The 23,784-nt window shown below is 72.5% G+C and carries 9 protein-coding genes; 2 read left to right on the top strand and 7 right to left on the bottom strand.

Annotation, left to right across the window (positions count from 1 at the left end; all coding sequences use genetic code 11):
• Positions 1–124: 124 nt before the first annotated feature.
• A complete protein-coding gene (locus tag GA0111570_RS03600) occupies positions 125–9,787 on the bottom strand; it encodes a Tc toxin subunit A-related protein (RefSeq protein WP_139283131.1) in 9,663 nt (3,220 codons plus the stop codon).
• 38 nt (positions 9,788–9,825) lie between these two features.
• Complete coding sequence (locus tag GA0111570_RS03595; protein WP_092606443.1) at positions 9,826–17,322, bottom strand: SpvB/TcaC N-terminal domain-containing protein; 7,497 nt, start codon at positions 17,320–17,322, stop codon at positions 9,826–9,828.
• 584 nt (positions 17,323–17,906) lie between these two features.
• Between GA0111570_RS03595 and GA0111570_RS03590 the strand changes: the two genes are divergently transcribed.
• The gene (locus GA0111570_RS03590; protein ID WP_092606441.1) at positions 17,907–18,350 is read left to right on the top strand and encodes an SRPBCC family protein; all 444 of its coding nucleotides are present in this window, start codon (positions 17,907–17,909) and stop codon (positions 18,348–18,350) included.
• A gap of 72 nt (positions 18,351–18,422) precedes the next feature.
• Here GA0111570_RS03590 and GA0111570_RS03585 read toward each other — a convergent pair whose 3' ends face one another.
• Together GA0111570_RS03585 and GA0111570_RS03580 are read right to left on the bottom strand one after the other, a co-directional pair.
• The gene (locus GA0111570_RS03585) at positions 18,423–19,187 is read right to left on the bottom strand and encodes a 2-oxo acid dehydrogenase subunit E2 (protein ID WP_139283130.1); all 765 of its coding nucleotides are present in this window, start codon (positions 19,185–19,187) and stop codon (positions 18,423–18,425) included.
• A gap of 110 nt (positions 19,188–19,297) precedes the next feature.
• Entirely contained in the window at positions 19,298–20,158 is an 861-nt protein-coding gene (locus GA0111570_RS03580) for an aldo/keto reductase (protein WP_092606437.1), read from the bottom strand.
• 492 nt (positions 20,159–20,650) lie between these two features.
• Here GA0111570_RS03580 and GA0111570_RS03575 point away from each other — a divergent pair, with 492 nt between their 5' ends.
• Positions 20,651–21,136 (top strand): hypothetical protein, encoded by a 486-nt coding sequence (locus GA0111570_RS03575; protein WP_092606435.1) that lies wholly within the window; start codon positions 20,651–20,653, stop codon positions 21,134–21,136.
• A 310-nt stretch (positions 21,137–21,446) separates the two neighbouring features.
• Here GA0111570_RS03575 and GA0111570_RS03570 read toward each other — a convergent pair whose 3' ends face one another.
• The 3 genes from GA0111570_RS03570 to GA0111570_RS03560 form a co-directional block, all read right to left on the bottom strand.
• Positions 21,447–21,866, bottom strand: a complete 420-nt coding sequence (locus GA0111570_RS03570) for a (R)-mandelonitrile lyase (protein WP_092606433.1) — start codon at positions 21,864–21,866, stop codon at positions 21,447–21,449.
• 11 nt (positions 21,867–21,877) lie between these two features.
• Complete coding sequence (locus GA0111570_RS03565; RefSeq protein ID WP_092606431.1) at positions 21,878–22,864, bottom strand: aldo/keto reductase; 987 nt, start codon at positions 22,862–22,864, stop codon at positions 21,878–21,880.
• 122 nt (positions 22,865–22,986) lie between these two features.
• Positions 22,987–23,772 carry a carboxymuconolactone decarboxylase family protein gene (locus GA0111570_RS03560; RefSeq protein WP_092606429.1) on the bottom strand — a complete coding sequence of 262 codons (786 nt, stop codon included), beginning with the start codon at positions 23,770–23,772 and terminating at the stop codon, positions 22,987–22,989.
• Between the last annotated feature and the right edge of the window lie 12 nt (positions 23,773–23,784).

Raw genomic sequence — 23,784 nt, 5'->3', positions numbered from 1 at the left:
GGCCTCGATCCCTGACCCGCCCCGCGACGCGGCCTCGATCCCTGACCCGCCCCGCGACGCGGCTGCACCGCCGGGTCCGCCCTCGCCCGCGCGCCCGACCCCTGCTGCCCCGGCCGCCCCAGCTTCACGCACCGGTCGCCTCGAACCGCAGCAGCAGCCAGGCCCGCCGCACCACCTCGGGCGCCAGGACGTCCCAGCCGGCATCTGCCTGCCGCTTCAGCTGGATGGTCCAGGTGCCCAGCAGGTCCTGGCTCCCGGCCGCCCACCCCGCCGTGGCCTGGGGCAGGTCGCCAAAGTCGCCGCCCGGAGCGGCCGGGACCTCCACCGTCGCCCCGCCCGGAGGCGCCAGCCGTACGTCGAAGGCGTCCTCGTCGTCGGACTCCAGCACCAGGTCGGCCCGGGTCACCACCAGCCGCTTGCGCAGCGCGAGTTGCCGGTACAGGTACTGCAACTGCTCCGCGCCCAGGTCGATGGTGAGCCGCTGCTCCCCCGCCGCCGGGTGCAGGAACCGCGCCCACTCGGTGGCATGGCCGGCATCCAGCCACAGCAGCACCGCCCCGTGCTGCGGCAGGGCCTTGTCGACCGCGTCCCTGGCCAGGTCCACCAGCGCCGCCGAGCCCTGGTCGCCCTCGTACTCCAGGGTCAGGACGACGTCCGACAGCGTGCTGACGTCGAACGCGTTGTCGCGCGGGTCGAGGGTGATCGTCCAGCGGCTGATCGCCCCGGCCCCCTCGAACGCCTCGTACCGGTCGTCGGCCCGGGCCCCGGACACCCGGCCCCGGTCGTTCACCCCCTGGCTGGTCCGGATCGCGTTCACCACCGGCATCGCCGCGGCGAACCGCGCATCAGCACCGCCGAACGCGTCGCCGAAGCCGCCGCCGGTGTCGTCGTTCAGCCGGACCACCGCCGAGGTCAGGGCCAGTCCCGCGTGCACCCCGGTGTACGGGCCGGCCACGCACGGCGCGGTGACCGCGACCGAGACGATCCGCTGGTTGGTCCAGCCGGGGTTCTCCCGGGCCAGGATCCATTCGGCCACCTCGATCGACGTGGTCCCGGTCGCCTTCAGTTCCAGCAGCTTGTCGGGCATCAGGGAGGCCAGCGAGACGTGCGTGGTCGCCTGCAGGCGGCGCCGGTTGCGCTCCAGCGCGGTCGTCTCCAGCCGGCGCAGGTCGTTGACCAGCCGGTCGCCGGCCAGCAGCCCCTTCTTCAGGCTGTCCCAGTAGCCGAAGGTGATGATCGGTGCCGACGTGGTGTCCCCGACCTCGAACCGGTACGCCCGCTCGGCCCGCCGGGCCAGGTCGTACGCCAGTTGGTAGGCCTGGAAGTACACGCTCGACAGCTGGGCGACCATCCACTCGTAGAGCTGGGCGCCGGTGTACTTCGAGCGCAGGAACTCCTCCACCCCCTTGGCGTTCTCCACGGTGCGCAGGTGCGCGTCCAGTTCGTACTGCGCCACCGCCTCGCGGACCTGGGCGGTGACCACCTGCTTGCCGACCTGGGCGATCTCCTTGCGGGCCAGGTCGGCCTGGAACTGGTGCTCCTCGAAGCGGCGCTGGTAGCCGCCCTGGGTCTCCAGCAGCGACCCGGTGCTGTGCAGGATCCCGCCCAGGCCCTCGAACAGCCGGGCGAACGCCCCGACGGAGTTGGACACGTTCTGGCCGCCGTACTTCACCGTCACCACCGGCGATCCGCCGAAGCCGGACGCCCCGGCCTCGAACGAGGGCACCAGGCTGGCCCCGCCGGCGACGGTGTTGAGCACCGTCGAGACGATCTGGGAGACCACGGCCGCGGCATGGACGATGGTCGCGGCGGTCTCCCAGTCGTTCATGTACGGCCGGGAGGAGTAGTAGTCCAGCCGGGCCTGGGCCGCCTCCAGGCCCTGCTCGACCGCCTCCCGGCCCCGCTGGGCCTCCAGCACCTGGCCCTCGCGGACCCGCTGGACCAGGGTGACCGCGGCCACCTCGTTGCCGGCGCGGAGCCGCTCCAGCGCGTCGTCGTCGCGGCGCTGCAGCGCCTGCAGCATCCGCTCCCCCAGCGATCGGACGTCGGCCGCCGCCGACATCGCGGCGGAGAAGAGGGTGGCGTACCGGTACGGCGAGCCGGACGCGGGGGTGTCGTTGAGCACGCTGTCCAGGTCGACACCGGCGGCGGTGGCCCGGACCAGCAGTGCCGGGTCGATCGGCGGCTCGAACAGCGGCAGCTGGCGGACCCGGCCGGAGATGTCCATGCAGTGGCGGATCTTGAACAGCCGGTCGGCGACCCGGTCCCAGTAGCCGAGCAGGTCGTCGTTGGCCGGGATGGCGAAGTAGGACAGGTTCACCACCGGCAGCGCCTGGGTGTCGGAGGCGACCACCAGGGTGGGGCGCTCGGCCAGGTTCTCCAGCTGCACCTCCACCTGCTGGTCACCGAACGGGTCGAGGGCGGCCGCGGCGGTGAGTTCCTCGTACGACCTGCCCTCGCGCGGGATCATCGGCACGTGCTCCGGACGGCGGCCGAGCAGCTCGCCGGCCAGCACGTAGAGCAGCGTCGCCTCGTTGATCGCCTCGATCGTCTCGCGCCGGAACAGCTGGTCGCCCCAGTCGACCAGGGCATCGATGTAGCGCATCACGACGGCCTTCTGGTAGGCCACCGGACGGAACCGGGCGATCACGTCGGGCATGAACGGATGGTTGCGCCACTCCGCGATCTGCTTGCTGACCTCGGGGTCGGTCGCGTCGGCCAGGATCGACTCGATCCGCTGCTTGGTGTAGTCGGCGTCGGTGGCGTCGAAGAACGGCTTGGTGATCCAGTACCGCTGCGGCGCGTCGAGGGCCTCGGTGTTGGACGGGTCGAAGATCCGGTGGAACCAGTCCAGCGCCTCCTCGAACCGCTGGTTGCCGGCCAGCTTGCTGGCGATCAGGAACGGGACGTGGAAGAAGACCTCCCAGTTGTAGACCGACATCGCCCCGGAGCGGGAGAAGTCGAGGGTGTCGGTCGCCGCGGCCGGGTCCGCCGCCGCGACACCGGCCACCGGCGCGTACGTGGTGAAGGAGAACGCGTTCCCGGGCGGGTAGGCGTTCGGGAAGCGCTGCATGGTCCGGTTCAGCACCCCGTCGACGCCGCTGCGGTCCAGCTCGCGGACGAACAGGGCGGCGTACGGGTGGGAGAACGGGTGGAAGGTGTACTGCAGGCGCTGCACGGTCGTGGTGGAGTCGATCGTCACGTTCACCCACTGCGAGGTGACGACGTACGAGCGGCTCGGGTCGGTGTAGACGAACGGGCTGCGGTCGGTGGCCGTGTCGGGCTGGATCCGGTGCAGGCTGTGCGCCGCCGCGAACGGCGGGTGGGCGCCGGTGAGCAGCGTCACCGAGGCGCCGTTGGACAGCACCGTCAGTGATCCCTCGTTGGCGGTCCAGGTGTTGTTCACCATCCGGCCCGCCTCCAGCCGCATGCCGGTCGGCTGCACCACCCGCGCCGAGACCTGCCGGGTCGTCTTCATCGGGTGCACGGTCCGGCCGGTCGGGTCGCTGAGCCTGCGGACGTACTCGAACGAGTCGTTCACGACCGAGTCGTCGAGCAGCTGGTACTGGCCGTCGAGCGGCTTCAGCCGCAGGTCGACCACCCGTCCGTCGAAGACGAACGAGGAGGAGTGCCACGGTCGTGCGGTGGCGTCGAAGGGCCGGCTGGTCAGCGCCCGGCGGCCGCCGCTCTTCGGATCCCAGAACGCCCGGCCGTTGAACTCCGGGCTCATCGCAATGTAGACGTCGATCCACAACTGGTTCTCCGCGCCGTGGTAGCGCGGCTTGAGGCTGTACGATCCGCGCGGGCGCGGCCACGGGTGGACCAGCACGTTCGGCGCGGTCTGCCGGGTGGTCCAGCCGCCCCCGCGGTGCACGGTCCAGGCCAGCTTCAGCTCCAGTTGGCTCGGCGCCTCCGGGCTCTGCTGGGTGCTGGAGTTGGCGGCCGCCGCGGGCTGGCGCTGGGTCTTCTGCGGCTTGGACTCGATCTGCAGCCAGAACAGGTGCAGCATCCGGTTGTAGACCACCGGCAGCACCTGGTCGCCGGTGATGTCGACCTCGATCGCCTCCCACGGCGACCAGAGCGCGGCGTTGATGTCGTACGAGCGGTAGAAGTGCCGGTACGGCTCGACCCGGGTGCGGCCCACCACGTGCAGCACGTTCACCGAGGGACCCAGGTCGTCCCACGGGTGGTCGTCGTCGATCTCGTGGTGCACGCCGATCACCTCGAGGTTCGCCACCTCGTTGAGCTTGTCCAGGTAGCCGCGCATCGCCGTCTCGCACCGTTCGGCGGTGATGTCGCCGGAGAGCACCTCCTGCTCCAGCTCCTTGAAGAACGGGGTCTTGTCGTCGCGCAGCTCGGGGGCGATCCAGTTCTCGGGGTAGAGGAAGATCTTGCGGTTGGCCTCCCAGACCCGGTAGTTCTTCATCCACTTCCACTGCCGCCAGGAGTCGGGCGCGGACAGGTCGGCCTTCTCGTCGGTGGTGACCACCACCCGCGGCTTCTCCAGGTTGAGGAAGGCGCGCTGGACGAACATCTGGGTGCTGCCGATCGCCTGCTTGATCCGCGAGGTCAGCGCGCACGCGGAGGTCTCCACGTCGACCAGGAAGTAGCGCAGCAGGTCGTCCGGGTCGGTCCACCGCCGCGGGTTGGGCACCGTCTTCCCGTCGATCGTGACGGTCTGCGGCTCGGTCCGGGCGGCGTGCTCGAGCAGGAAGGCGACCAGCGCGTCCCGCTTGTGCTCGCGCCAGTCGTCCTGGAGCGGAGCCAGCACTGCCAGCCAGGCGGAGCGCTCGTACTTGGCCTTCGCGGCGGCGGTGACGGCGGTGGCCACCTCGCGCTCGGTCGGGCCGGCGGCCCGTTCCCGGACGGCCCAGACCGCGGCGGTCGCGGCCGGTACGCCGAGGCGCCGGACCTGCCCGGCGGCCTCGACCAGCCGGCGGCCGAGGACCGGATCGGCGTACGCCGCCGGGTCGTCACCGTCCAGGGTCTTCAGCGTGTCCGCATCGATGCCGGTCAGGGCGGTCGCGTGGGCGCGGACGGCGTCGATGGCGGCACCGCCGAGGGCGGCCCCGACCAGGTCGTCGGGGGTGCTGGTGGGGACGGTCGGCGCAGCACCCGGGGCGGCGGCCAGCGCGCGGGACAGGGCCAGCAGGTCGCGACGGACCGCTGCCCAGCCCAGCAGCCGGAGCCAGTCGGCGACCAGCGGCGCGGCGGGCGGCGTGGCCACCGGCAGGTCGACCGGCCGTAGCCCGACCGCGCCGGGATGCGCCAGCACCCAGGCCAGGTCGTCGTCGGACCAGCCGAACAGGGCCACGACGCGGCCCATCTTCAGCACCCGGCGGTAGGCCTCGAACAGCCGCGGGAAGCCTGCCGGGGTGATGTCGGGGTGCACGAAGGCGCCATCGGCGTCGCGGTCGAGCAGGTCGGGGGCGGTGAACGCGTCCAGCAGCTTGCCGGTCGCATCGGAGAGGTCCAGCAGCTGCCGGACCTGGGTGGCGAGCAGCCCGGTCGCCCCGGCGAGGGCCGAGATGACCGCCCCGGCCGAGTCGGTCCCCGGGTCGGCCCGCAGTCCCTCGCGCAGCGCCGACAGCGCGGTGACGATCGCCCCGTCCGCGGCGGCCAGTGGGGAGTCGGGCCGGGCGTTGAGCAGGAAGTCCTGCTCGGCCAGCGTCGCCCCGCTGCCGCGCAGCACGTCGAGCAGGTCCAGGAACTCCAGCAGGTCCGCCGGGGAGGCGAACGGGTCGGCGAGCACCGGGGCGAGCAGGTCGGTGGCCAGCAGCAGCTCGGCCAGGTCGATTCGCAGCGCCCGGGCCAGCTCGGCCCAGGCCACCAGCCGGGACAGCGTCGGCAGGTCGTTGGTGCTGCCGGTGCGGGCCAGCAGGGCGGTGAGCGCGGTGTCGTTGGTCGCCAGGGCGGCGAGCAGCGCCGGGCGGTGGTCGGCCAGGTCGCTGCCGTCCGGCTGGGGGTCGAAGGCCGGGTCCGGGGTGCCGGACAGGGCCCGGGAGCGGAAGGTGACGGCGTAGCGGGACGGTGCGGCCGACGGCAGCGCCGTTGGGTCGGCCGGGTCGGGGCGCCCGGTGGTCGGCAGCGTCCCGAACCAGGTGGCGAGCTGCTCGGCGCCCAGGCCGAGCCGGTCGGCCAGTCGGCCGGCCCCGTACAGCGCGACCAGCGTGTCGCCGTCCAGGGCGCCGGCACCGATCCGGTCGGCGCGCAGCAGCAGGTCCAGTTCCCAGGTGTCCCAGGGCGTGTGCCGGGCCAGCCGGAGCAGCCTGTGCACCCGGTCCAGGACCTCCGGGCCCACCGCATCCAGGGTCTGGAGGCGCAGGTCGGCGCTGGTGGCGGGCCGGGTGAGGTGCACCCGGGGATCGCCGTCGGGGGTGATCCAGGACCCCTGCAGCAGGAGTTGCAGCGGCAGGTAGCCCAGCTTGGTCCGCTCCATCACCTCCAGGACCGGGATCGAGGCGCGGGAGGAGTCGAAGCCCCAGAAGGCGTCCTGCTCGCCGGCGGTCGCCGCGGCGGTGGTGACCAGGCCCGCCTCGTGCACCGAGATGCCGAAGTACTCGGCGGCGACCTCGACCGGTGCGGCCGTCCCCAGCGCCCGCATCAGCTTCCAGCGCGGGACGCCGAGGTGCTGCAGCAGGACCCGGACCTGGTCGGCCCACAGGTCGTACGCGGAGGAGATCGGGATGTCGGAGGTGCGCAGCAGGTCGTAGACGGTGTCGTCCTGGTGCTCCGGCGCGGCGCGCAGTTCGTCGGCGGGCAGCGTGGTCTGCAGGTCGACCCGCCCGGCCGAGCCGGGGAAGACGCTCTCCAGCACCTCGTTGGACAGGTCGATGAAGGGCAGCGTGGTCTCGGTGTTGGGGCAGTCGAGCTTGACCTTGGTCAGGTCGGGGCGCCGGGCGACCAGCACGTCCAGCACGCTCCCGCCGCCGGTCGCCGCGGCGTGCCCGTCGAGGAAGCGGAACACGTCGGCCAGGTAGGCGGCCGGCCCGTACACCGAGGCGCACTGCGGGCAGTCGCAGGCGTCCAGCGGGCCGAACAGCAGCTCCAGGTCGGGCAGGTCGGCCAGCAGCTCGGCGCGTGCCTCGGCGGTCAGCGCCTGCGGGGCCAGCGCGGCCGGGAGGGTGGACTGCACTTCGGAGCGCATCTCGCCGAGGCGCTGCAGCACCTGGGCGTACTGGAACTCGGCGAAGCCGTGGATGGATCCGGCCAGCGACTCCGCGACCCCGGCGTCCTTCATCGTCGCGATGAAGGCATCGCGTCCGCGGGCCATGATCTGGACCGAGCTGTGCAGGCCGTTGGCCAGCAGCGCGGTCGCGGCGTCGGCGGTCGGGGCCAGCCGGTGCACCCGCTGCAGCACCTTCAGCTCGGTCCGCGTCTCGGGCTCCAGGGCCAGGTCGTTGCGGGCGGCGTACGCGTCGATGTTGGAGACCCGCAGCTCCAGGTCGGGGTGGTCGTCGACGATCTGCTCGATCTCGTCGATCCGGGTCAGGCCGCCGGCGCCGCTCCGCTTCACCGCGGCGGTGACCGCGACGGTCGGGAACAGCCGCTGCGCCTGGGCCGCCATCGTCCGGGCGTACGTGGCGCGGCGGGCCTGCTCGGTGTCGCCGTCGGTGTTGGCGGGAACGGCGCCGACGGCGGCGACCACCTGGTCCCAGTCCGCGGGGGCGAGCTTGGCCAGCGCCCGGGTACCGGTGCCGGCGACCCGCTGGGACAGCTCCTGCACCATCGGGTCGAAGTTCTTGGCGACCAGGCCGACCTCGGTCCCGCGCTCCAGCGAGGCGACGGCGTTTGGGCCGCCGTACGTGCCGGGGTCCTCGTGCAGCAGCGCCCAGAACTTCGGCCCCATCCCGCCGGCCGCCACGAAGGCGTCGGCCACCGCGTCGTACGCCCCGGCGGGCACGTCGCTGCGCTGCAGGGTGGCCCGCAGCGTGCCGTTGCCGACCAGGAGCGGCCGGTCGAGCGCGAAGGTGCGGCGTGCCGTGGCGAGGGCCGCGAGCACCGCGTCGAGGCGTGCGGCCAGGCTGACCGGGACCAGGTTCTGGGCCAGGGCGGTGGCCAGGGCTGTCCGGGCCAGGTCGGACTCGGTCGCGGCGATGCCGGCGGCGACCAGGTCGGTCAGCTGCTCGACCAGGGTCCATTCGTGGGTCTGGGCGAGCAGGTCGTCGGGCAGGTTGCTGGGCAGGCTCTGGGCCAGGAATGCGAAGCAGGTCTCGGCGTCGATCCCGGCGCCGAGCCGTTGCGCGGCCCGGGCGGCCAGGACCAGCCGCATCACGTCGTCCTGGGCCAGCCCTGCGGCGCGGGCGACCCGGGTGACGTCGGGCCGGTCGGCGGTCTCCTGCAGGGTGGTGACGTCGGGGACGCCGGCGGCCCGCACCGCGGCGAGCTGGGTCTCGTACAGGCTCGCGCCGCGGTAGGGGTAGGGCCCCTCGGTGAAGTTCACCCAGGCGATCGGGGTCGGGTCGGCCAGCCGCTTGGTGCCGATCTCGGCCCCGGCGGGGTCGACGAACCGGACCTTCAGCAGCAGCGGGGACACCGGCCGGCCGTCGGCGGGGTCGGTCGGGACGGCGTACGGCAGGTCGTAGAAGCCGTTGCCGAGAGTCGTACGGTGGGCGAGGACGACCCCCTGGCCGGTCGGCGGGTCGGTGGCGAGCTCGACGGTGACGCCGGGCCGCCCGGCCCAGCTGGCGTCGCGGACAGTGCCGCGGATCCGCTGGGCGTGCTCGGGTCCGGGGGTGGCGGAGCGGACCAGGCCGTTGAGCGTGCGCAGGGTCGCCCCGTCGGCGGCGCCGGTCTGCGGCAGGCCGTGGGCGGCCTGGAAGGCGATCACGGCCTTGCGGGTGGTCGGCCCGAACCGGGCGGCCTTGAGCTCCGCCTCGACCGGGGGGTGGCCGAGGAAGGCCAGGGCCTTCTGCAGGGCGGGCACGTCCTTGTTCACCATGTTCAGCCGCAGCGGGCGCGGGACCACGCCGAGGTCCGCCGGGTCCGGCGCCCCGACCTTGGCGGCGGGGGCCCGGCGGCTGGCGGCGACCGAGTTGATCCGCTCGAAGGTCGCCGTGTCGACGGTGCCGGTGGCTGGCAGGCCGAGCGAGGTCTGCAGCGCCTCGACCGCGGCCTTGGTCGTCGGGCCGGCCTTGCGGGACTTGGACTCGGCCGGGTCGATGGCCACCTTGAGTCCGCGGATGGCGGCGGCGCGCAGGATCCTGCGCTGCAGCAGGTGGGTCTGCCGGCCCGAGGCGAGCCGCGCGGTGAGCGCCGCCTCGCCCAGGGCGGCGAGGGTCCGGTCCCCCACCAGCCCGTCGGCGGTCAGGCCCTTGGCCTGCTGGAAGCGGGTCACCGCGGCCACGGTCGAGTCACCCAGCTTGCGGGAGGTGGTCTCGGCCTGGTCGGGGGCGAAGCCGGCGGCGGCCAGCATCGCCTGCACCTTCGCGGTCCGCGCCGGGTTGGTGGCGACGTGGTGGTTGACGGTCTCGGCGAGGAGCCGGGCCACGGTGGCGTCGTCGGCCCGGCCGGTTGCCGGCAGGCCGGCGCGCCGCTGGAAGGAGCTCAGGGGGCTCGCGGCGGGCGTCGCTGGCGTCGCCGGTGTGGCTGCGGGCGTGACCGGCGCAGCGGGGGTCGCCGGTGTGGCTGCCGGAGTCCCTGGGGTTGCCGGCGTGGCTGCGGGCGTGACCGGGCGCGCGGCCGCCTCCGCCAGGGCCGCGGCCACCGCTGCGGCCGCGGCGTTGCGCCGCCGGCCTGCCGGCAGGCCGGCCAGCGAACGAGCCGAGTTCACCGTTGTCCCAGCCATGGTTCCTCCTTGGTGCGGGTCGATCAGAAGTGCCGTGCTCAGAAATGCCATTGCGCGGTCACGCCGAACCGCGGGTTGGTGAAGAGGTTGGAGCTCAGGTCGGGGATGAAGCCGCCGGAGACGGAGTAGACGAGGCCCTGCCGGTAGCCGAAGTAGGAGGCGCCGAGGGTCAGGCCGCTGGGGGTCCACGGGTTCGCCGGGGACCCGAGCACCGCGGTGGTGCCCGCGCTGGGCGGGGACGGATCCTTCAGCGTGATCCCCGGCGTGTACGTCAGGCCGAACACGCCGGCGTACCCGGACAGGCCGGCCCGGCTGCTGTAGTCCACCCCGCCGGTGATGTACGAGGTGAACAGCGGACCGGCTCCGGAGAACCGCGCCGACAGGTCGACCCCGGAGGACGAGACGGTGCCGGTCGCGGTCGCCCGCAGCGAGGGCAACCCGAAGAGCGTCAACCGGGCGCCACCGCGGACGTCCAGGCCGCCGGCGCCGTTGCCGGTCCCGGTCGCGGTGGCGTCCAGCCGGAAACCGGGGATCCCGGCGGAGGCACGCAGCCGGGCCGAGTCCAGCGAGACCTCACCACTGGGACTGACCGCGCCGGTGGCGTCCAGCCGCAGCCGGGCCACGTCGGCGATCGAGGTGGCGTCCAGGCTGCCCTCGAACCGGCCACCGGCCAGCGCCGCACGGGCCCGGAAGGTGGCCAGCGACAGGCTGCCGTAGCCGAGGGCCCCACCCAGCCGCAGCTCACCCTCGCCCTGGGTGAGGGCCGGCAGCAGCGAGCCGGGCAGGCCGCCGATCCCGATCCGTTCGGGCACCGAGAAGCGGAAGCTGCCCTGGCCGCGGAGCCCGAGGTTGAGCCCGGACGGCTCCCCCAGCAACAGCCCGCCCTCCAGCCGCGCCCCGGCCCGGCCCAACCCGGTGTCCACCGCGGCCTGGCCGGAGAGATCGGCCAGTCCCGTCGTGTTCAGGCTGAGTTGCGGCACCTGCAGCAGGAAACTGGCGCGCGCGTTCAGCCCGAGCACGCCGTGCCCGGAGACGCTCCGATTGGAGGACAGGAAGTCGTGGAACTGGAAGTCGCCGGCGACGCCTGCCGGGGAGATGTCGGTGACCAGTGGGGTGACCCGCGGCTTGGGCGGGTCCATGCCGCTGGGATCGTTCAGCATCACCGGCGAGTCGTTGCAGTAGCGGTAGAGGTTGGCGCCGGCCTGCACCCCGAGCGGGTCGGCGGAGGTCCAGCGGGCCAGCCAGGGGGCGTAGTAGCGGACCCCGTGCACGCTGAAGCCGGTCTCCTCGTCACGTTCCCGCCCGGTGAAGCGGTACCGCTTGGATGGCACGTCCAGGTCCGCGGCGACCGCCTGGTACGTGGTCGCACCGTACGGCGCGTACTCCTCCAGGCTGACCACGGCAGCACCCTGGTCCAGCTCCAGGACGGCCGAGCCGAGGTGGTTGCCGTGCTGGTAGCGGACCACCTGCACCGGTGACCCGTCGTCGATGCCGTTGCGGGTCTCCACCAGCGCGAGCCTGCGGCCGCCGTCCACCAGGTGCAGGGTGCGGCGCTCCAGCCCGGCGGCCGCCCCGCTGTGCCGGCGGTACACCTCGGTGTCGCCCAGGTAGACCCGGTCCTCCAGCACCTGGCCGCCGGCGTCCAGGCGCACCTTGCGGACCCGGTTGCCGTCCGCGTCGTACACGTAGCGGGTCGAGCCGCCGGGGCCGGCCTGCCGGGTGCTGGCGGCCAGTTGGTCGCGGAAGTTCCAGGCCAGCGACGGCAGGTGGGCCATCGCCAGGATGCTGCCGTGCGGGTCATGGTCGAACGTCTCGGTGCTGGCCCCGACGGTGGTGCTGGTGAGCCGGTTGCTGTCGGCGGCATGGACGAACGAGCGGGTCCAGGACAGCGCGCCCGGGCAGGACTCCTGGTGCCTCAGCTCGGCCAGGTTGCCGGCGTCGTCGTAGTCGTACGTCTCGCAGTAGCGGCCCATCGCGGTGCCGTCACCGGGCTGCGGCAGGCCGAGCGCGGCGGCGTCGTCCGGGCCGTACGGCACCCGGCCCTGCCCGACGTGCTCGCGGCCGGTCGCCCGGGTGAGCCGGTAGAGCGGGTCGTACGTGTAGTCGTTGGCCGCCTCGACCACCTGGTTGCGGAAGAACACCGCTGCCACGGCGGCGTCGGTGATCGAGGTGATGTTGCCGGCCGGGTCGTACGCGTACGCCAGGTCCTGGACGGTGTCGCCGAACGGCGCCGGCCGGGTGGTGGTCAACCGCTGCAGGCGGTACGTGTCGGGGTCGTACGTGTAGCTGGTGGTCACGCCGTTGCGCAGCTCGAGCCGCAGGCGCTGGCCCTTGGCGTCGTAGTCGACGTCCGCGATGCCGGTGGTGGCCGAGGGCGGGTCGGTGGCCGGGTCGATCAGGCCGGCGGGATTGGCGGGCCGGCCGAGCCAGACGTCCAGGCGCTCCAGCAGGTTGGCCTCGTTGTAGACCGGCTGGGTGACGTCGTACGGCCCGGCGCCGTCCGGGTGCGCCGCGATGGTCTGCACCATCCGGTTCAGCGCGTCGTAGCGGGAGGTGGCGGTGTAGGCCTCACCGGGCGGCTGGGGCAGTGCCCAGTCGATCGCCCGGTCGACGGTGGTGGCGACCTCGCGGGTCCGGGCGGTGGTGTTGCCGGCGAAGTCGTACGTGTGGGTGAGGATCCCGGCCGCGTCGAAGCGCCGGTGCACCCGGCCGCGCAGGTGCCGGGCACGGTCGTTCGGCAGGCCCTCGCCGTACTCGGTCCGCTCGAACGTCACCGGCCCGGCCAGGGTGTCGGGGTCGGAGTGCTGGGGATCGGAGCCGGCGACGGTGCGGCTCAGCGGGCGGCGCAGGGCGTCGTACGTGGTGGTGAACGCGTGGCCGCGGCTGTCCCAGGCCGTGACGGGCCGGCCGGCGACGTCGTTCAGCGTCCACCGGTCGCCGGCATCCACGCTCGAGCGGTGCACGGCGGTGCCGAGCATGTCGAAGTCCGCGGTCGCGACGGTGCGGCCCAGCGGGTCGACGACCGCGCGGGTGTTGCCCTCTCCGTCCAGCACCGTGCGGGTGTCCAGCAGCGTCCCGCCCTTGTCGGCCCGGGTCAGGAAGCCGCGGCCGAGGCCGTCCAGGACGCGGGTCAGCGGGGTGTCGGCGTGGGCGGTCGCCTTGGTCGCGGCGTCCTCGCCCTGGTGGCGGGCCAGCCAGGTCTGGCGGCCGGGCCGGGCGGTGAGGAAGGCCTGCACGACCGGCCCGATGTCGGGGTCGGTGGCCGGGTCGGTCGCCACCGTGTCGTTGCCGTCGTACTCGCGCTGCCACCACGGGGAGAAGACCGTCTTGCCGTACGAGCCGTCGGGGTTGAGCACCGCGACGACCCGGCCGGGCGGGTCGTAGAAGAGGGTGCCGCTGGGCCCGGCGCGCACGTCGCCCTCGAAGGCCGGCGTGGCGGTGAAGAATGGTTCGAACTGCTGGACCGGCCGGCCCTTGTTGTTGAAGACGGTCCAGCCGGTAGCGGTCCAGCGCGGGCCGTTGTCCGGCTCGGCCTGCACCTTGCGCTGGATCTCCCGGCCGAACCCGTCGCTGTAGGCGAAGGCCTGCTGGACCGGCGAGGTCGGGGCGTCGGCGGCGTGCACCTCCCGGGCCAGGGTGGCCACCACGACCGGGGCGCCGGTCCGGGCGAAGGCGTCCACGTCCGGGACCAGACGCGTACCGGCCCGGCCCAGCAGGGCCGCCGGATCGGCGAGCGGGTCGGCCAGGTGGGCCTGCACCTGGGCCGCGGTGAGGTCGGTGTCGAAGCCGTCCAGCACGTCCCCCTCGCCCGCGTTGCCGACCCGGGCGGTGGCGGTGACCATCCCCAGCAGGTCGAAGGCGGCCTCGGTGCGGTCGCCGTTCGGGTCGGTGACCGCCCAGGGGCCGAGCAGCCGGTAGTCGATCTCCGCAGTGGTCTGGTTGCCGAGCGCATCGGTGCTGCGGGTCGCGACCAGGTCGTAGCCGTCGTAGTCGACGGTGGTGGTGCCGCCGAACGGGTCCTCGAACCGGGTGGGCCGGAAGAAGTGCCGCCGGGCGGTGGCCAGGTCGCCGTACCCGGCGCGACCCGAGGGCACCCACCAGGAGCCGTCGGAGTCCAGGTCGCGGTAGCCGGCGCCGGGGAGCAGGGCGGTGACGTCGTGCGGGTAGGCACGCTGCAGCAGTCCGGGGGTGAAGGCCTGCCGGTAGGTCTCGTGCATCAGCCCCCGGGCCCCGACCACGCCCCAGTCCGCGGGCCCGGTCAGGTCGTCGCGCCGGTAGCGGACGCGTTCGACCTCGATCGGGCGGCGGGCGGCGGTGGCCGGCGGGTCGTCCTCGTACGCGATCACCGGGGCGGCCTCGATCGCGGCCGCCAACTGGTCGAAGGGCAGCGCGGCGGACAGGCCGGTGACCTCGTACGTGAGGGCGGTGTGCAGCGCCGGCAGCCGGTGGTCGTCGACCTCCTCGACCGGAGCGGTGTAGCTGGTGTCGGTGCAGGTGAGGTGCGCCCGGGCCTGGTCGGCGCGCGCCTCGGCCGATAGCGCCGGGTCGGGTGCCTGCCGGCCGAAGGCGATCGCGACCGCGCGGGTGACCTGGCCGTACTCGTTGGTCGCCAGGGTGAGCGTACGGGTGGTGCGCGGGTCGGCGGTGTCGCGCTCCAGCTGGGTCTGCAGCGACTCGCGCGGGTGCGGCAGGAAGACGGCGTGCGGGCCCGTTCCGCGTGGCTGCAGCAGCCGGACCGTGGCGTTGGCCTCGGAGACCTGGTAGGGGTACGGCTCGCGGTCGGACCCGTCGAGGGCGTAGACCTCCTGGCGCAGCAGGGTGCCGCGCAGTGCCCGGCAGGCCTCGCGCTCCTCCTCGGCGGTGAGCCCGGCGGGCAGCACGGTGTCGGGGAGCAGGTCGCCGGGGAAGTACTCGTGCGCGTAGAGCTGGGAGATCCGGTCCCCGCCGAGGTGGGCGCCGGTGTGGTACCAGCTGCGGGTCAGCACCGGCGGCACGTGGAAGGCGGGGTCCTGGTTGGCGCCGGCGGGGCGCGCGTCGAAGGTCTCGCTGTCGCGCTGGTCGACCCGGCCGAAGCCGCGGAACTCGCGCTCCACCCCGTCGTAGTGGCCGTGGTGGTAGGCGTACGTGGTGGTGAAGGTGTTGCCCGCGACCAGGTCGCGGGTCTCGACGCCGGCGACGACGTGCACCGGGAAGGGCAGCCGGGTGATCCACGGCGTGCCCTCGCGGGCGTCGCGCAGGTAGTGCTGGGTGGAGGACTCGTACGTGATCCGGGTCAGCGCGCCGAGGTTGTTCGCCGCCTCGGTCAGCAGGTGCGGCTTGCCGGCGGCCATCAGCTCGACGTAGCGCACCGGCGCGGGGGCGTCGTTCGGGGCCGGGGAGGACCAGACCAGGCAGCCGGTGCCGGTGCCGAGCAGGTCGGTCACCTCGACCTCGGTCAGGTCGTCCAGGGGTGGCAGGGCGGTGATCGGGACGGCGGCGGACCAGGAGTTGCCGCTGCGGTTGGCGTACGCCCGGGCGCCGTCGGCGGCCAGGTAGACCAGGTCGGTGGGCCCGCTGCCGTCGATGTCGCCCAGCCGGATCCGGCGGGCATCGAAGGCCTCCGGGGCGTCCAGCAGGGGGGCGTCGGCCATCACCACCGCGGCCCCGAACCGGCCGTAGCCGAGGTTGGGCCAGTAGCGGATGTCGCCGTTACGGATCCGCACCAGGTCGGACAGGCCGTCGCCGGACAGGTCGGCCAGGAACACCGTGCCGGTACCGTCGGCGAACACCAGCTCCGGGGCGGGCCGGACGTCCAGCGGCAGGTCGTAGCCCTGCTCCCCCAGCGACCGGTGCCAGGTCAGGCCGTCACCGTACAGCCGCAGGACGTCGGGCAGGCCGTCGCCGGTCAGGTCGGTGAGGCGTTGCGCCGGGTCGTCCCAGTCCAGGTCGGGCCAGGAGGTGAACGTACGGTGCGGGGACCAGCCGGCCTCGTCGGTGCGCTCGTGGAAGCCGGGGGCGGTGGTGGCGTCGACCAGGTCGAGCGAGCCGTCGCCGGCCAGGTCCAGCAGCCGGCCGCGGGTCGAGGGCGTGGTTGCCTGCAGTTCGGCGGCGGCCAGGCCCCCGTCGCCGGTGTTGCGGCGGTACCACCAGGCGCTGTCCTGCCGGGTGAGGGCGCCCGCGATCCCCTCCCCGTCCAGGTCCACCCATTGGGTCGGACCGGGCAGGTCGACGGCGGCCAGCGTCCTTGCCCGGGTGCCGAACTCGGTCCGGCTGTAGCGCAGGTCCAGGGGGGGCAGGCCCGCCGTACGGTACCGGTCGCCGACGCGCCGGTGGCCGCCGGCACGGACCGAGGTGAGCAAGGAGTAGCCGGACGTGTCGTCGTACGTGAGGGCGATGTCGCGCACCAGGGTCGGCTCCGCGCCCAGCTCGGCCATCGTGTGGAACACCAGGACCCGTTCGCAGCGGCGGTAGGTCCGCACCTCGAAGCCGGCCCGGTAGCTGGAGAACGGGTCCGGTCGTACCGGCCAGTCCCCGCCGGCGGTGAGGCGTACGTAGCGGTGGCCGTCGGCGGCGGGTGCGTCGGGCGCGCCGCCTGCGGGGGCGTCGGGCGCGGCGTCGGGCGGGTCGTCGACCAGCAGGCCCTCGCCGTGGTCGAACACCACCTCGAACAGCCAGGCGGTGTCCCAGTCGCCGGCGTGGTCGGGGTCGAGGCGGGAGTGGACGTTGCCGTAGCGGATCCCGGCCAGGTAGCGCTGCGACCGGGCCCGGCCCTGCTCGTAGCTCAGGCCCGGGTCGACGCCGGCGCCGTCCTCGGGTCGGTAGTCGTACGCGATCGCGTTGCCGAACGCGTCGTGGCTGGAGCTCACGAGCCAGCTGAAGATCCGGGTCGGGTCGGCCGGGTCGCTGATCCGCTCGGCCGCGGTCCGACCGTAGTAGGTGGTGACGTCGTCGGCGGAGATGGTGCGCCAGTACGTGTCGGTGGGGTCGGTGCGGCTGGCCCAGCGCTCGATCCGGGCGAACGATCCCTCGGTGCGGGGCCGGTAGCGGGTGATCCGGTAGCCGTCCCGGTCCGGGAGCGCGTCAGTGGCCGGGACGAGGTCCTCGGCCCCGGAGAGGACGAACACGTCCGAGTCGTCGTAGCGCGGCAGGCCCTTGTCGGTGCGCCGGCTGACAGCCGGCTGGTCGAGACTCCAGCCCAGTCCGAACGGTCCGTTGCCGGCGCCCGAGTCGTACACCAGGTTGAGGTCGGGGCCGAAGCCGGAGCGGCCCGGCGAGGCCCCCAGCGGGATGCTGAACGAGCCGGTACCGGTCGCGGCGTTGACGGTGAACTTCTCGCCCAGGCCGCGGATGGCCCCGCCGCCACGCGGGAGCTGGATCGCCGGTGGGGAGAAGGGGCCGGTGGCGGGGGTGGCGCTGGTGGAGGCCTGGGGGCCGGAGGCCGGGGTGCCGGAGATCTGGTTGGCAGAGTCTGGTGCGGGCTGCGTTCCGGCGTTCCCGATGACCCCAGTGTTCCCGGCTGGGGGCTGAAACGGGGAGCTGCCCGTGGGGCGGTTCATGCCGCCCGGATCAGGGATGCGCCGAGGACCGGAGTCCCGGCGATATCGCCGGCATCGTCAGTGAAAAGCAAGTCAGTGAAAAGCGATGTGCCGACCCGGACCGGAGAACTCGCCCTCATTCGCATAGAGGCGTTGTGTCCGATGCCCTCGACCTTGCACCCGACGACCTTCACTCCCAGCGCACGGGAGTCGACAACGGATCCGGGGAAACCCAAGGACCCCACCGTGCAAACAGTGCGCGGAGGATCCTGATCGCCGTTCTGGGGGGTCATCGGGCCCGGCATCACCGCTCCCTTCGCCGGCCCACGGGCACAGGGCGCGCGGGAATGGTCGATGAATACAGTCGCTGACACAGTTCCGGAGAACAGTGCGGGACTGACCGAAAGCTTCTTCAGTCTGCCCCCGGAAAGGCCACCCACGCAATCATTCCTGCGAGACTCTAAGCCAATCCCGGGAAGCAATTGGATGCACGGCTGCACGCAATGGAACATCTCCGATTCTGGCCACTAGTTGTAGCCGAAAGTCATTTGTCTGAAAGGGAGTAACGGGGGACAATTCCGGAACCTCCGGCGTAGCGTGGACGCATGGTCCACGTCTCCGGACACCTGCCGATCAGCGCCCCACCCGAGCTGGTCTTCGACGCCGTCGCCGACTCGCGCAACGAGCCCTCGTACAACCCGGACATGACCGGCGTCGAGCTGCTCACCCCCGGCCCGATCGGCCCCGGCAGCCGCTTCCACGCCCGGATGGGCCGGTCGGGCATGGAGCTGGAGATCGAGCTGACCGAGTACGACCGGCCGCACCGGCTGGGGTCGCGGACCACCAGCTCGACGATGGAGACGATCGGGGTGACCACGTACGCCCCGGTGGCCGGCGGGACCGAGATGGGCTGGGACTGGCAGGTCCGCCCGAAGGGCTGGTTCCGGCTGCTGTCCCCCTTCGTCGGGGTGCTCGGCAACCGGATGGAGCGCCGGATCTGGACCGGCCTGAAGCACCGACTCGAGAGCACGGAAACCCTCCACCCCTGACGCATCGTGCCGCTGGGTGCCGGCCCTGGGGCGCCGCACACTGAGCTGCTGCGGAACCCGCGGCTCAGCGCCTTAGCCGCTCGCGGCGTCCTCCCCCACGAGCACGCGAAGCGCCTCCCCGCCGGCCAGTAGCTCCACCAGCCGTTCGGTGAACCGGGCCGCCGGCGCGCCATCGATCACATCGTGGTCGAAGGCCAGGGTGAGGTGGGCGATCTCCTGCTCACCCAGCTGACCGTCCTGCCACGCGAGTCGTCGGCCGATTCCGCCGATGGTCACCCCCAGCGTCCCTGCCCCCGGACTAAGGCCCCAGCCGGCGACCTTGGTGCCCATGCCCAGGTTGTTGACCCCCGCCACGCCGAGCTGCAGCGCCCACCTGGTGCTGCGGCGCACCCACCACATCAACGGGCGGGCCGCGAACGGCGGTATCAGCGCCAACCATTGCTGGCCGGCAATGGTCTCGTGCCGGGCGGCCTGCCCGGCACGGATCTCGTCGTGCACCTGGCGCAGCGTCTTGGCGTCGGCGTGCCGGATCGGCAGGTAGCCGACGGCCGGCTGTCCGTCGATCGTCCGCTCGAGCAGGACCTCCACGATCACCTCGTCCAGGAACACCAGGGAGTGGCCGCGGCGGAACGCGTTGAGCTCGGGGACCTCGGCCAGAGCGCGCGCCACGCAGGTGGTCACGTACGCCGTCAGGGAGAGGTGCTCCCCGGTCGACTCACCGTGCTCGCGGATCAGCCCGCGCGGGACTGTCAGGTCCGCCTCGACCAGGGCGAGCATCAGGTGCTTGTGGCGGACGGACTCCTGGCCCGCTGCGAGGGCCCGTCGGGCCCTGCTCATCCGTTCGACGCGGTATCCCGGAGCCGACATGGCTATGCCCCCACCCTGGTAGGTGATGCTGCTGCCCGACCAGCGTATCGAGGCGACGAACGCCCTGTGTGCGAGGAAACTCAGTCCACCCGCGACGAGCCGAGTCGCTTGGTCATGCCCGGATCCCGGTGGTCGAAGAACTGGCTCACGCCCTGGTCCAGCGTCGCGATCCGCGCCATCTCGTCCTCGGACAGCTCGAAGTCGAAGACGTCGAAGTTCTCCGCCATCCGCTCGGGGTGGACCGACTTGGGGATCACCACGACCCCGCGCTGGATCAGCCAGCGCAGCACGACCTGGGCGACCGACTTCTCGTGGGCGGTACCGATCCCGCTGAGCACCTCGTTGCCGAAGAGGTTGTTGCGGCCCTCGGCGAAGGGTCCCCAGGACTGGATCCGTACGCCGTGCTTGTCCATCAGCCGCTGGTAGTCGGCCCGCTGGTAGAAGGGGTGCGTCTCGATCTGGTTGACCGCCGGCACGATCTCGTTGTTGGTGATCAGGTCGACCAGCCGGTCGGGCATGAAGTTGGAGACGCCGATCGCCTCGACCAGCCCGTCGCGGTGCAGCTCCTGCATGGCTCGCCAGGAGCTGTAGTAGTCCCCGTACGGCTGGTGGATCAGGTAGAGGTCGAGGTACTCGAGCCCGAGGCGATGCATGGAGGTCTCGCACGCCCGCCTCGCGTTGTCCTCCCCCGCGCCGCGCAGGCCGGAGTCCTGCACCCAGAGCTTGGTCGTGACGAACAGCTCCTCCCGCGGGATACCGCTGCTGGCGATGGCTCGACCCACCGCGATCTCGTTGCCGTAGGCGGCAGCGGTGTCGAGGTGGCGGTAGCCGACGGCCAGGGCATCGCTGACCGCCTGCTCGGTCGCTTCCGGGGGGACCTGGTAGACACCGAAGCCGAGGATCGGCATCTTGACGCCGTTGTTGAGGGTGACGTTCTGCACGGAATGCTCCTTGCCAGTCGCGATGCTCGAAATGTCGTGGGGTGCAGCGGGGAACGGGGCCCTCGGGGGCCGATGCTCCAGTGTCTCGTGTACTGAATCCCAACGCCTACCCCTCGATCCCAGGACTTGCGTGACGAATCTCCGTCGATCGAGGCCGGGCGTTGGGATTCAGTACACACTCGGCCCAGGACCGGCCCCCGGAGCGGCCCCGAAGCGGCCCCGAAGCGGCAGTTGCCATATCGGCCAGGCCAGAAGACGGCGCAGGTGTAGGTCCAGGTCCATGGACCGGCCCCTGGTGGACGAGAAGAATCGTGAGCAGGCCGCAAGGACTGCAGGGCAGTCGAACCGCGGTGAGTCATCGAATCGCGGCCCGGACGTGATCGGCATGAGCCGCCCACAACGGACCGACCACCTTGTCGAGCACGTAGCGACATGCCGCCGCAACCGTGGACTCGGAACGAGTCCACGCACCCAGAGAAGGGGTAACAGCTCATGACCAACGCCACGTTCACCGCCCAGCAATTGACCGCCGGCCAGCAGGAGCTTGCACAGAAGCAGGCACACTACATCGAAGGTCTGAAGGCCGAAGGAAACCCGGACCTGCTGCAGCAGGTCCAGACCGCCGCAACGGGCACCTACGGCGCCAGTGGCACGCTCAGCATCCAGTCGTACCTGATCTACTCCGTGGTCCGCATCGATCTGGAGTACACGGATTCGAAGAAGAAGGTCCACTTCGAGGGCCGGGCCTGGGGCGTCGGCGCCGGTGCCGTGGAGAGCTTCGGCGGCGGACCGTTCGTTGCCCCTGAGGTGCTCGTCGGCGACTGCGGCTTCCACGTGCAGTTCGGCGCAGCTTCGGGTGGGATCGCCCAGGTGACCTGCTGGCGCGACAACTTCGGCGCCCTCGGGCAGATCACAGCTGCCGCTATCGGCGCCGGGGCGACCGAGATGGGTGGCACCGGCACGTGGACATGGGCGTAGCCGTCCGCCTCCATCGTCGCCAGGCAGGGAGTCCGTAACTTCCCGCCGGGCCCGGGCGCCGGTGAGCAGCCGGTGAGTCAGGTAGTCCCGGCAGCGCCCAGCCAGAGGCTGGGCGCTGCTGTCGCCACTCCAGCGTCCGACGGGAGCCCAGAGGTCGCCCCGGCCTCGGCATCCTGGAGTGGATGCGGCGCTGCCTGCGCTGATCTGCTGGAGTATCGACACCGGCCGGGCCGTGGACCTTCCCGCTGCGCTCGTGGAACGCCCACCCGGCCGCGCCGGCCCGGCTGGACGGCTCCACCGGTCCAGCTGCTCAGACGTCGCGGTGCGCCGCGTCGTACGTCTCGTCGGTCACCGGCTCGAGCCACGTGGTCGCCTCGACGTCCCGCGGATCCTCGAGCATGGCGAAGTGGCTCATGAAGTTGTCCCGCGTCGCGCCGTGCCAGTGCTCCTCCCCCGGCGGGGTCCACACGGTGTCGCCGGCACGCATCACGATGACATTGCCGTCCCGGGTGGCGACCAGGCCGATCCCGCTGGTCACGTGCAGGGTCTGGCCGAGCGCGTGGGAGTGCCAGTCCGTCCGGGCACAGGGCGCGAAACGTACGTGCGCGACGACGAGTCGGGACGGGCCGTTGCCGGTGAGGCCCGGGTTGACGATCCCGTCGACGTACACGTCGCCGGTGAACTGGGCCGCGGGTGCCTTGGCGGTGGGTGGGGTGGTGAGTTTCTCCATGGGGTGCTCCTTCAGCGGTTGGTCATGCGTTCGGCGGCCTCGGCGTAGCGCCCGCCCTCGATCGGGATCGACGCGAGCGCCTCGTTGATCGCCGCGAGGTCCACGGGCGTCAGCTCGAGGGCGGCGGCGCCGATGTTCTCCTCCAGCCGGTGCAGCTTGCGAGTGCCGGGGATCGGCGCGATCCACGGCTTCTGCGCCAGCAGCCAGGCCAGTGCGACCTGAGCCGGAGTGGCACCGATCCCCGCCCCGATCTCGCCGATCAGCTCGACCAGCCGGTGGTTGGCCGCCAGGGCCTCGCCCTGGAACCGCGGGATCGTGCTGCGGATGTCGTCGGCGCCGAACTGCGCGTCGGCCGCCACCGTGCCGGTCAGGAAGCCCTTGCCGAGCGGGCTGTACGGCACCAGGCCGATGCCGAGCTCCTCCAGGGTCGGCAGCACCTCGGCCTCGACCCGGCGCCACCACAGCGAGTACTCGCTCTGGACCGCGGCGACCGGCTGGACCGCGTGGGCGCGGCGGATGGTGCCAGCTGCGGCCTCGGACAGGCCGAGGTGCTTCACCTTGCCGGCCTCGATCAGTTCCTTGACCGCGCCGGCGACGTCCTCGATCGGGACGTCCGGGTCGACCCGGTGCTGGTAGTACAGGTCGATCACGTCGACGCCGAGCCGGCGCAGCGACCCCTCGACGGCCTGCTTGATGTGGTCGGGACGGCTCGACAGGCCGGTCTGCTTGCCGTTCTCGTGGAACGCGAAGCCGAACTTGGTGGCGATCACGACCCGGTCGCGGACCGGTGCAAGCGCCTCGCCGACGAGCTCCTCGTTGACGTACGGGCCGTAGACCTCGGCGGTGTCGAAGAAGGTGATGCCGAGCTCGACGGCCTGGCGGATCAGGGCGATGTTGGCGTCGCGGTCGCCGACCGGGCCGTAGCTCTGGCTCATGCCCATGCAGCCGAGGCCGAGGGCGGAGACGACGAGGCCGTCGCCGAGGATGCGGGTGTCCATGGGGTGCTCCTTGGGTGGGTATGTGGGGTAACTGGGGATCAAGGCAGGTGGTGGCGGGTCAGGTACCGGCTCAGTGCCAGAGGTGGCGGGTCAGGTCCCGGGGCGGGTCGGTGCCAGGTCGGTCAGTGGGGGTCGGGCTCGTCCGCGGACCCGGTGTCCTCGGGCAGCACCTTGTTGATGCAGCCGATCGCGTTCAGTGTGCGCGGGTAGCCCACGTACGGCAGCAGCTGGGTCAGCACCTCGAGCAGCCGGGCCCGGCCGTTGCCGACCGCCGCGTTGCCCGCGACGTGTCCGGTCAGTTGCGGCTCGCACCCGCCCAGCGCGGTCAGCATCGCGAAGGTGAGGAGCTCCCGGGTGGCCAGGTCCAGGCCGGTCCGGGTGTAGTGGTCGCCGAAGCAGTGGGCGGACAGGTGGTGCTGGATGTGCACCTGGTCGCGGGGCGAGGCCTCGTACATCGCGGCGATCGCGTCCCCGAAGATCTCCTCCTGCACGGACCTGCCTGCTGCCTCGCGGGTGGCCGGCGTGGTCGTCGACTGCCCGGCCAGCGGCAGCGCGACGCCGGCGCCGGTGAGCACCTCGTTGACCAGGTGAAGCGCCTCGTACGCCCGGCCGATGCCGACGTACGGGACCGCCTGGTAGACGATCTCCTTGATCTCGACCGGGGTCACGCCCACCCGCAGTGCTGCGCCGAGCATCACGCGCAGCTCGCCGAGGGCCTGCATCGCGATCAGCGCGGCGAGGATGGCCTGCAGGCGCAGGGTCACCGGGAGTTCGTCGTGGGCGATGATCTCGTCGAAGGCGAAGTTGTCGAACAGTTCGACGAACTCGGGGTCGGTCTGGGTGAGCGTCGAGCGGTGCTCGCCGAACAGCTCGTCGTGGTGGGTGCGGGCGGCCTCGGACAGGGCCATGGGTTCTCCTCG

The sequence above is a fragment of the Raineyella antarctica genome, assembly GCF_900092135.1.
GTDB classification, from domain to species: Bacteria; Actinomycetota; Actinomycetes; order Propionibacteriales; family Propionibacteriaceae; genus Raineyella; species Raineyella antarctica.
Note: the sequence above shows the minus strand (reverse complement) of the source record. Positions and strands in the feature narration are given on the sequence as shown.

What these genes read in the sequence shown, in the direction of transcription:
- GA0111570_RS03600 (WP_139283131.1), bottom strand. Translation starts at nt 9,787, where the DNA reads ATGGCTGGGACAACGGTGAACTCGGCTCGTTCGCTGGCCGGCCTGCCG.
- GA0111570_RS03595 (WP_092606443.1), bottom strand. Translation starts at nt 17,322, where the DNA reads ATGAACCGCCCCACGGGCAGCTCCCCGTTTCAGCCCCCAGCCGGGAAC.
- GA0111570_RS03590 (WP_092606441.1), top strand. Translation starts at nt 17,907, where the DNA reads ATGGTCCACGTCTCCGGACACCTGCCGATCAGCGCCCCACCCGAGCTG.
- GA0111570_RS03585 (WP_139283130.1), bottom strand. Translation starts at nt 19,187, where the DNA reads ATGAGCAGGGCCCGACGGGCCCTCGCAGCGGGCCAGGAGTCCGTCCGC.
- GA0111570_RS03575 (WP_092606435.1), top strand. Translation starts at nt 20,651, where the DNA reads ATGACCAACGCCACGTTCACCGCCCAGCAATTGACCGCCGGCCAGCAG.
- GA0111570_RS03570 (WP_092606433.1), bottom strand. Translation starts at nt 21,866, where the DNA reads ATGGAGAAACTCACCACCCCACCCACCGCCAAGGCACCCGCGGCCCAG.
- GA0111570_RS03565 (WP_092606431.1), bottom strand. Translation starts at nt 22,864, where the DNA reads ATGGACACCCGCATCCTCGGCGACGGCCTCGTCGTCTCCGCCCTCGGC.
- GA0111570_RS03560 (WP_092606429.1), bottom strand. Translation starts at nt 23,772, where the DNA reads ATGGCCCTGTCCGAGGCCGCCCGCACCCACCACGACGAGCTGTTCGGC.